Source organism: Streptomyces sp. BK239, from assembly GCF_004217285.1.
In the GTDB taxonomy this organism is placed as follows: domain Bacteria; phylum Actinomycetota; class Actinomycetes; order Streptomycetales; family Streptomycetaceae; genus Streptomyces.
Map to the genome: position 1 here is coordinate 1 of NZ_SHKS01000013.1, position 9,990 is coordinate 9,990.

Sequence of the window (9,990 nt, forward strand, 5' to 3'; positions counted from 1 at the left end):
GTGCTGGAGGCGGCGTCGAGCAGTTGTGCGGCGGTGTGGTCGAGTGCGGGGCCGGTGTAGAGGGCGTCGGGTCGGGAGTCGTCCAGGAGTGAGGCGGTGCGGGTGAGGGGTGCGCGCAGGTCGAGGGGGATCCAGGCGGCTCCGGCGCCCAGGATGGCCAGGATGCCGGTGACGAAGGGGATGCCGGGTTCGCACAGCATGGCCACCCGTGAGCCGGGGCCCACCCCGGCCGCGACCAGACGACGACTCAACGCCGAGGCCAGACCCACCAGTTCGGCATAGGTGGCAGTTCCGGTCGGGTCCTGCACCGCGAGCCGGTCCGGGCTCGCGGCGGCGTGCGCCCGCACCCGCTCCACGACCCCGGTGTACGCCTCCTCGACGGTCGTCGCCGCCCAGCCCGCCCGCACCGCGGCGGACTCGGCCGGCAGCAGCGCCCCGGCCTCGCGGACCGGCCGGTCCGGCGCCGCGACGAGCACGCCCAGCAGGTGCGCGAGCCGGTCGGCGAAGGACCGCGCGGTCGCCTCGTCGAACAGGTCGCTGCTGTACTCCAGGACCGCGTCGATCCCGTCGGCCGCACCCTCCTCCGTACGCCGCTCGAACAGCTCGAAGGCCAGGTCCGCCTTCGCGGTCCCCGTGCCGAGGAGCAGCGGCTCCGACTCCAGGCCCGCCAGCCGCACCGCCGACTCCGGCGTGTTGTGCAGGGTGAGCATCGTCTGGAACAGCGGGTGCCGGGACAGCGACCGGGTCGGCGCGAGCGCGTCGACCAGGGCCTCGAAGGGCAGGTCCTGGTGCGCGTAGGCGACCAGGTCGGTGGCGCGGACACGGTCGAGCAGTTCGAGGAAGGTCGGGTCGCCCGACAGGTCGGTGCGCAGCACCAGGGTGTTCACGAACAGACCGACCAGCTCGTCGAGCACCGGGTCCGTGCGGCCCGCGACGGGCGAGCCGAGCGGGATGTCGTCGCCCGCGCCCAGCTTGGACAGCAGGGCGGCCAGCGCCGCCTGGAGCACCATGAACGTGCTCACGCCGCGCGAGCGGGCCAGCTCGCCGACCGCCGCGTGCAGCGCACGGTCGACGCGGAACTCCACCTGCCCGCCCCGGTGCGTGGGAAGGGCGGGCCGCGGCCGGTCGGTCGGCAGCTCCAGCTCGTCGGGGAGGTCCTTCAGCGCCTCCCGCCAGTGGCCGAGCTGCTCGTCCGACACCGCCGCGAGCAACTCCCGCTGCCACAGCGTGTAGTCCGCGTACTGCACGGGCAGCGGCGCCCAGACCGGCGCCCCGCCCGCGCGGCGCGCCTCGTAGGCCGTCGCGAGGTCGGCGCCCAGCGGGCCCACCGACCAGCCGTCGGCCGCGATGTGGTGCACGACGAGCAGCAGCACGTGCTCCTCGTCCGAGACCCGGAACAGCTCCGCCCGCAGCGGCAGGTCGGCCGCCAGGTCGAAGCCGCGCCGGGCCGCCCGGCGTACTGCGCCCTCGCTCATCGGCGTCACCGGCAGGTCGATGCGTACCGCCTCCGCGTCCACGACCTCCTGGCGGGCGCGCCCGTCGGTGTCCGGGAAGCGGGTGCGCAGGGCCTCGTGGCGCACGACGACGTCGCGCACCGCCGCACGCAGCGCGGCCACGTCGAGGGCGCCCTTCAGCCGGACGGCGACCGGGATGTTGTACGCGGGGTTGTCCGCCTCCAGCCGGCCGAGGAACCAGAGCCGCTGCTGGGCCGGGGAGAGCGGCAGCACGTCCGGGCGTACGGCCGGCGCAGGGGCGGGCCGGGCCTCCCCGGCGTCCGCGACGCGGGCCGCGAGGGCCGCCGGGGTCGGCGCGTCGAAGACCGCGCGGACCGGCAGGTCGGCGCCGAGCGCCGTCCGGATCCGGCCGGTGAGCCGGGTCGCGAGCAGCGAGTGTCCGCCGAGCTCGAAGAACGAGTCGTCCGGACCGGCGGGCGCAGGCAGCCCGAGCACCTCGCCGAACACCTCGCACAGCAGCTGCTCCTGCGGGGTGCGCGGGGCGCGGGCCGCGGTGCGCGGTCCCTGGGCGGGCGCCGGCAGCAGCTTGCGGTCGACCTTGCCGTTGGCGGTGAGCGGCAGCGCGTCCATCGCCACGTACAGGGCGGGCACCATGTGCGCGGGCAGGCTCTCGGCCAGGTGCGCGCGCAGCGCGGCCGGAGCGGCCGTGCCGACGGTGTAGGCCACCAGTTGCGTGCCGCCCGGCAGGTCCTCGCGGGCCACGACCGTCGCCTGGGACACCTCGGGGTGGGCGGCGAGCGCCGACTCGATCTCGCCGAGCTCGATGCGGAAGCCGCGGATCTTGACCTGGTGGTCGGCCCGTCCGATGTACTCGATCTGCCCGTCGGCGCCCCAGCGCACGACGTCGCCGGTCCGGTACATCCGGCTGCCGGGCGGACCGAACGGGTCCGGCACGAAACGGATCGCGGTCAGCGACGGGCGCCCGTGGTAGCCGCGGGCCACGCCGTCGCCGGCGATGAACAGCTCGCCGACCGCCCCCGCGGGAGCGGGCCGCAGCGCGTCGTCGAGGACGTACACCTGGGTGTTGGCGATGGGGCGGCCGATCGGCGGGACGCCGCCCCGCTCGCCGTCCAGGACGGCCGCGGTCGACCAGATCGTCGTCTCGGTGGGCCCGTAGACGTTGGTGACCTCGCGGGACGCGGCACGCAGCGCGTCGGCGAGCGGTTCGCCGACGGCCTCGCCGCCGATCAGGACGCGCAGCCCGGCCAGGCTCTCCGGGTGCTCGGTGACCAGGGCGTGCCACAGCGTCGGGGTGGCCTGCATGACGGTGGCGTCGCTGCCGGTGATCAGGGCGGCGAGGGCGGCCGGGTCGCGCACCGTGTCACGCTCGGCGAGGACGAGTTCGGCGCCGGTGAGCAGCGGGACGAAGATCTCCAGGTTGGAGATGTCGAAACCGAAGGTGGTGACCGACAGGAAGCGGTCCCCGCCCCGCACGCCGAACCGCTCGCCCATGTCGTGCACGAGGTTGATCAGCGCGCCCTGCGGCACGACCACGCCCTTGGGCCGGCCGGTGGAGCCCGAGGTGTAGATCGTGTACGCGGTCTCCAGCGGGTCCGGGTCGGGGGTGCCCACCGGGCCGGCGGGCCGCTCCGCGAGGAGCGCCGCCGCCGTGTCCAGGGTCAGGTGTGGGCGCTCGGTGACGGCGGACAGCGCGGCGGCGACCCCGGTCGTGGTGACCACGAGGGCGGGCGCCGCGTCGTCGAGCATGTAGCCGATGCGGTCGGCCGGGTAGTCGGGGTCGAGCGGCAGATAGCCGGCGCCCGCCTTGACGACGGCGAGCGTCGCGACGATCAGCTCGGTCGACCGGGGCAGCGCGAGCGCCACCAGGGCGCCCGGGCGCGCGCCGCGCGCCACCAGCTCATGGGCGAGCCGGTCGGCGCGGGCGTGCAGCTCGGCGTAGGTGAGCCGTTCGGCGCCGCAGCGCAGCGCGGGCGCGTGCGGGGCGGCGGCGGCCCGCGCCGCGAGCTGCTCGCGCAGGGCGTGGCGCGGGTAGGAGCGGGCGGTGGCGTTGTACGAGCCGAGCAGCGTCGTCCGCTCCTCCTCGCCCAGCAGCTCCAGCCGGGAGAGCGGCAGGTCGGCCGCGTCGGGGAGGGCGGCGAGGAGCCGCAGCACCCGCCCGGACAGCGCGGCGGCCTCCGCGGCGGTCACCAGGTCGGGGGCGTGGTCGAGCCGCAGCGTCAGCTCCTCGCCGGGCAGCACGAGCAGCGACACCGGATAGTGCGTCGCGTCGCGGCCCTTGACGCCGGTGACCGTCAGACCGGGGACGGCCGAGCGCAGGGCGTCCGGGTCCAGCGGATAGTTCTCGAAGATCAGGACGGTGTCGAACAGCTCGCCGTGGCCCGCGTCCCGCTGGATGCGGGACAGACCCAGGTGCTGGTGCGGCAGGAGCGCGGTGTGCTGCTCCTGCGCCGACTCCACGACCTCCGCGAGGGTCCGCGAGGCGCCGGTGCGCAGCCGCACGGGCAGCGTGTTGATGAAGAGGCCGACCATCGACTCGACGCCCGGCAGCTCCGGCGGCCGCCCCGACGTCGTGGTGCCGAACACCACGTCGTCGCGGCCGGTCAGCGCCCCGAGGACGACGGCCCACACGCCCTGCAGGACGCTGGACAGGGTGACGCCCCGCGCCCGCGCCCACTCGGTCAGGCGTGCCGTCGCCGCGGCGTCCAGCCGGGCGATGTGCTGCTCGGGCAGCACCGGGGCGCGGCCGGGCGGCGCCGGCACGAGCCGGGTGGGCTCCTCGAGGCCGTCGAGCAGCTCCCCGTAGGCCGCTGCGGCGGCCCGGCCGTCCTGCCGGTTCAGCCAGGACAGGTAGCTCTTGTACGAGGTGACGGCGGGCAGCGCCGAGGCGTCGCCGCCCGCCGCGTACGCGGCGAACAGCTCGGACAGCAGCAGCGGCATCGACCAGCCGTCGAGCAGGATGTGGTGGCAGGTCACGAGGAGCCGGTGGCGGTCCGGGCCGGTGCCGGCCAGGGTGAAGCGGATCAGCGGCGGCCGGCCCACGTCGAACGGCTCGGTGCGGTCCCGGTCGGTCAGCGCCTCCACGTCGTCCGGCTCCGGCACCTCCCGCCACGGCACGGGCACCTGGCGGGGGATCAGCTGGACCGGCTGACCGTTCTTGCGGTAGCGGAAGCCCGCCCGCAGGTTCGGGTGCCGGGCCAGGACGCCCGCCGCGGCCGCCCTGAGCGCGCCCCGGTCGAGCGGCCCCTCCAGGTCGAGGACGAGCTGGACCGCGTACACGTCGAGTTCCCGCCGGTCGTACACGGCGTGGAAGAGCAGACCCTCCTGGAGCGGGGTGAGCGGCAGTACGTCGCTCAGTCCGCCCGACGCCCGCGGCGCCCCTGGTTCCTTCCCCTGTGCGGTCGTGCTCATCCTTCGTCCCCCCACTCGTCTGCGAACTCGTTCTCGAACTCGTCGATCTCGTCCTGGCCGAGCCCCTCGACGAGCCCCAGGTCCGAGGGCGTGAAGCCCCCGGCGTCGGGCCGTGCGGCGTGTGCGGCCAGCGCCTCCAGCGCCCGGAACCAGCCGCGCGCGATCGCCTCCGCGTCCGCGTCCGCGACCGTCCGCCCCGCCCACGTCCACTCGGCGACCAGGCGTGGTCCGTCGGGCAGGTCCTCGGTGCGTGCGTTGACGCCGAGCGCGTGCGGCAGCGGCATCCGCTCATCGGTGCCGGCCGCGACGTCCAGCGACTCCGGCACGACCTGCCAGTCGCCGGGCTCCGACAGCGCCATCCGGCCCAGGTAGTTGAAGCCCAGCTGCGGCGCCGGGCGGCCGCCGAGCACGGCCGCCGAAGCGGCGTCGAGCCGGCTCAGCAGACCGTGACCGATGCCGTGGTCCGGTATCCGGCGCAGCTGCTCCTTGACCTCCTTGAGCGCCTGGCCGAGCGCGGGGCCGCCCGCCCACACCTCGTCGAAGTCGCACAGGCCCACGTCGAGGCGCACCGGGTGCGTGCTGGTGAACCAGCCCACCGTGCGGGCCAGGTCGACGCCCGGCACGACCGCCTGGCGCCCGTGCCCCTCCAGGTCGACGAGGACGTCCTGCCGCTCGCCGCGCCCGCGCCGCCAGTCGGCGACCGCGAGGGCGAGGGCGGTCAGCAGCACGTCGTTGATCTCGGCGTGGAAGGCGGCAGGCACGGTCGTCAGCAGCTCCGCCGTGGACGCGGCGGGCAGTTCCAGCCGCAGTCGGCGGGCGGTCGCCGTGGTGTCCTGCCCGGGGTCGAGCGGCCGGGCGCCGAGCGGCGGGTCGCCGCCGTCCGTGATCTCCCGCCACAGCGGCAGTTCGGCCCGGCGCTCCTGTCGCGCGGCCTCCTGGTGGAGCAGCAGCGCCCACTGCCGGAAGGAGGTTCCCACCGGGGCGAGGGGCCGCTCGGGGTGCTCGTACGCCTGGGCGAGGTCGGGCAGCAGGATGCGCCAGGAGACGCCGTCCACCACCAGGTGGTGCAGGGTCAGCAGCAGCCTGCCGGGCCGTGCGGCGCCGGCGTCGATCCACACCGCGCGCACCACGTCGCCCCGGGCGGGCGCCAGTTCGCCGCGGGCGGCGGCGGCCGCCTCGCGGACGAGGACGGCAAGGTCGCCGGAACCGGCCTCGACCCGGCGCAGCACGTCCCCGGCCCGGACCGCGCCGGCCTCCAGGATCTCGTCGCCCCGCCGGCGCAGGGCGTCGTGGTGGTCGAGCAGCGTCTGCAGCGCGGCCTCGACCCGTTCGTACGAGGCGCCCGCGGGCGTCCGGACGACGGCCGCCTGATGGAAGCCGTCGGTCGGCCCGTCGATCGCGTCGAACCAGGCGGTGATCGGCGTGGCCGGCACCGGTCCGGTGCCGTCGCCGGCACCCACGGTCCCGGTCCGTCCGGCGGCCTGGGCGGCGAGCGCCAGACCCTGCGGGGTGCGGTGCACGAAGACGTCCTGCGCGGTGATCGCCAGGCCGGCCTCCCGCGCCTTGCCGACGAGCTGGATCGAGCTGATGCTGTCGCCGCCGAGGTCGAAGAAGCCGGCGTCGGCGCCGACCGACTCCAGCCCGAGCACCTCCGCGAACGCCCGGCACAGCGCCGCCTCCCGCTCGTTCGCGGGAGCCCGCCCCTCGGCGGCCCGCGTGAGGTCGGGCGCGGGCAGGGCCCGCCGGTCCAGCTTGCCGTTGCCGGTGAGCGGCAGCGCGTCGAGGGCGACGACCGCGCTCGGCACCATGTGCTCGGGCAGTTCGGCGGCCAGGTGCGCGCGGATCTCCCGCACGTCCACCGGGACGCCCGCGGCGACGACGTACGCGACGAGCCGCTTGTCCCCGGGCCGGTCCTCGCGGACGATCACCGCGGCCCGCGCGACGTCGTCCCGGGCGAGCAGCACGCCCTCGATCTCGCCCGGCTCGATGCGGAAACCACGCAGCTTCACCTGGTCGTCGACGCGCCCCACGTAGTCGAGGCTGCCGTCGGCGTTCCAGCGCACCAGGTCACCGGAGCGGTACATCCGGCCGCCCGGCGCGGTGGCGTACGGGTCGGCGACGAACCGGCTCGCGGTCAGCTCCGGACGCCGCAGATAGCCGCGGGCCAGCTGGTCGCCGCCGATGTACAGCTCACCGGTCACACCCGGCGCCACCGGCCGCAGCCGCGCGTCGAGCACGTACAGCCGCGTGTTGTGCAGCGGGAACCCGATGGGCGGCTTGACCGCGCCGGACAGCGGTTCGCTGATGCTCGCGCAGACGGTGGCCTCGGTCGGCCCGTACGCGTTGCGCATCACGCGCCCGCGGGAGAACCGCTCCACCAGCTCCGGCGGGCAGGCCTCGCCCGCCACGACCAGCTGCACGCCGTCGGGCATCGGCCGGTCGGCCGGCCACGCGGACAGGACCGTCGGCGGCAGGCAGACCATCGTGGTGCCGGTGCGCTCCACCAGCTCCGCGAGCGGCGCGCCCGGACCGCGCTCCTCGGCCGTCGACAGGATCATCGTCGCGCCCGAGAGCAGCCCGATGGACAGCTCCCAGGTCGCCGCGTCGAAGCTGTACGAGGCGAACTGCAGCCAGCGGGTGGCGGGGCCGATGCCCATGCGGGGGCCCTGGTCGGCCACCATCACGGCGACCGTGCGGTGCTCCACGACGACACCCTTGGGGCGCCCGGTGGAACCGGAGGTGTAGATGACGTACGCGGGGTCGCGCACGGTCAGCGACCGCGTCCGGTCGGCGTCCGTCGGCGCACGGTCCGGCCGGGCCCCCACCGCGGCACGCACGTCCGCGTCGTCCAGCAGCAGCCGGGGCACGTCCGAGTCGCCCAGAGCGGCGGACTCGGCGTCCATCGTCAGAGCGAGCGCCGGCCGCGCGTCGTCGAGCATGTAGCCGATGCGGTCGCGTGGGTAGGCGGCGTCGATCGGCAGGTAGGCGGCGCCCGCCTTGAGGACGGCGAGCAGCGCGACGACCATCTCCGGCGAGCGCGGCAGCAGCAGTGCCACCAGGTCGCCGGGCCCGGTGCCGCGGGCGGCCAGCTCATGCGCGAGCCGGTTCGCGCGGGCGTCCAGCTCCGCGTACGACAGCACCTGCGCGCCGAACTCCAGTGCCGGGTGCGCGGGTTGCACGGCCGCCCTGGCCGCGTACAGCTCGTGCACCGGGGCCGTCTCGACGTCCTGGACCGGACCGGCCCACTCGCCCAGGACGCGGGCGCGTTCGGCGGGCAGCAGGGCGTCGACCCGGCCCAGCGGCAGGTCGGGGTCGCCGGTCAGCACGCCGATGAGACGGGCGAACCGGTCCGCCATCGACCGGGCCGTCGCCTCGTCGAACAGGTCGCTGCTGTACTCCAGGACCGCGTCGATCCCGTCCGGCGCCCCGCCCGGCCCGTGCCGCTCCGTCAGCTCGAACGCCAGGTCCAGCTTGGCGGCGCCGCTGCGGACCGGGACCGTCTCGACGTCCAGGCCGGGCAGCGCGAGATCGGCGGCGGCGTTGTTCTGCAGCACCAGCATGGTCTGGAACAGCGGCTGCCGGGACAGTGACCGGCTCGGCGCGAGCGCGTCGACCAGCGTCTCGAAGGGCAGGTCCTGGTGCGCGTAGGCCGCCAGGTCGCTCGTGCGGACCCGGTCGAGCAGCTCGCGGAAGGTCGGGTCGCCGGACAGGTCCGTGCGCAGCACCAGCGTGTTGACGAAGAAGCCGACCAGCTCGTCGAGGGCCGGATCGGTGCGCCCCGCGACAGGCGTGCCCAGCGGGATGTCCTCGCCCGCGCCGAGGCTCGACAGGAGCGTGGCGAGCGCGGCCTGGAGCACCATGAAGGTGCTCGCGCCCTGCGCCCGGGCCAGCGCCGTGACCGCCGCGTGCACCTCGGCGTCGACACGGAAGCCGACCGTGCCGCCGCGACGGCTGGGGACGGTGGGCCGCGGCCGGTCGGCCGGCAGCTCCAGCTCCTCCGGGAGGCCGTCCAGCGCCGCCTTCCAGAAGGCGAGCTGCTCCTCCGCCACCGCGTCCAGGATCCCGTGCTGCCACAGCGTGTAGTCCGCGTACTGCACCGGCAGCGGCGCCCGGTCGGGGACCGCGCCCGCCCGCCGCACCCCGTACGCCTCGGCGAGGTCGCGGGCCAGCGGGGCGACGGACCAGCCGTCGGACGCGATGTGGTGCAGCACGACGAGCAGGACGTGCTCGTCGTCGGAGAGCCGGAACAGCTCGGCACGCAGCGGCAGCCCGTCCGCCAGATCGAAGTCGCGGGCGGCCGCGGCGGCCAGCGCCCCGGGCAGCGCCTCGCGGGTCGTCCCGGTGACCGGCAGCGCGGGACGCGCCTCGGCGGGGGAGAGGATCCGCTGGCGCGGCCGGCCCCCGGCGTCGGGGAAGACCGTGCGCAGGCTCTCGTGACGGGACACGACGTCACCCAGCGCCGCGCCCAGCGCGTCCGCGTCCAGGTCGCCGCAGAGGCGCACGGCGAACGGCAGGTGGTAGGCGGCCGAACCGTTCTCCAGGTGGTTCAGGAACCACAGCCGCTGCTGGGCGGGGGAGAGCGGCAGCTCGTCCGGGCGCTCGACGGCGGTCAGCGCGGGCCGCACCGGGCCCTCCGCCCCGTCCAGTCGAGCGGCGAGCTCGGCGACCGTCGGCGCGTGGAACAGCGTCCGGACGGCGACCTCGACGCCCAGCCGGGCCCGGATCCGGGACACGACCTTGGTGGCGAGCAGCGAGTGCCCGCCGAGGTCGAAGAAGCTGTCGTCGATGCCGACGGCGGGCAGCCCGAGGACCTCGGCGAAGATCTCGCACAGCGCTTGCTCTCGTGCGTCGCGAGCCGGGATCAGCCCGGAGACGGCGGCCGAGGGGTCGGGTGCGGGAAGGGCTTTGCGGTCGATCTTGCCGTTGGGGGTGAGGGGGAGTGCGTCGAGGGTGAGGAACGTGCTGGGGACCATGTAGCCGGGCAGGACGTCGGCGAGTGCGGCTTTGGGGTGTTCTGTGGTGCCGATGAGGTAGGCGGTGAGGCGTCCGTGGTGGACGGCTGTGGCGGCGTCGGTGATGCCGGGGAGGTCGCGGAGTGCGGTTTCGA

Annotated in this window: 2 protein-coding genes; both read right to left on the bottom strand. The window is 75.7% G+C overall.

Translation table 11 applies throughout. The features are described from left to right. A partial coding sequence (locus tag EV567_RS27695) for a non-ribosomal peptide synthetase (RefSeq protein WP_130444902.1) occupies window positions 1-4,883 on the bottom strand: 4,883 nt, incomplete at its 3' end. Beyond that, window positions 4,880-9,990 (bottom strand): non-ribosomal peptide synthetase (locus EV567_RS27700; RefSeq protein WP_130444904.1); only part of this gene is annotated, 5,111 nt, incomplete at its 5' end. The genes EV567_RS27700 and EV567_RS27695, both read right to left, overlap by 4 nt.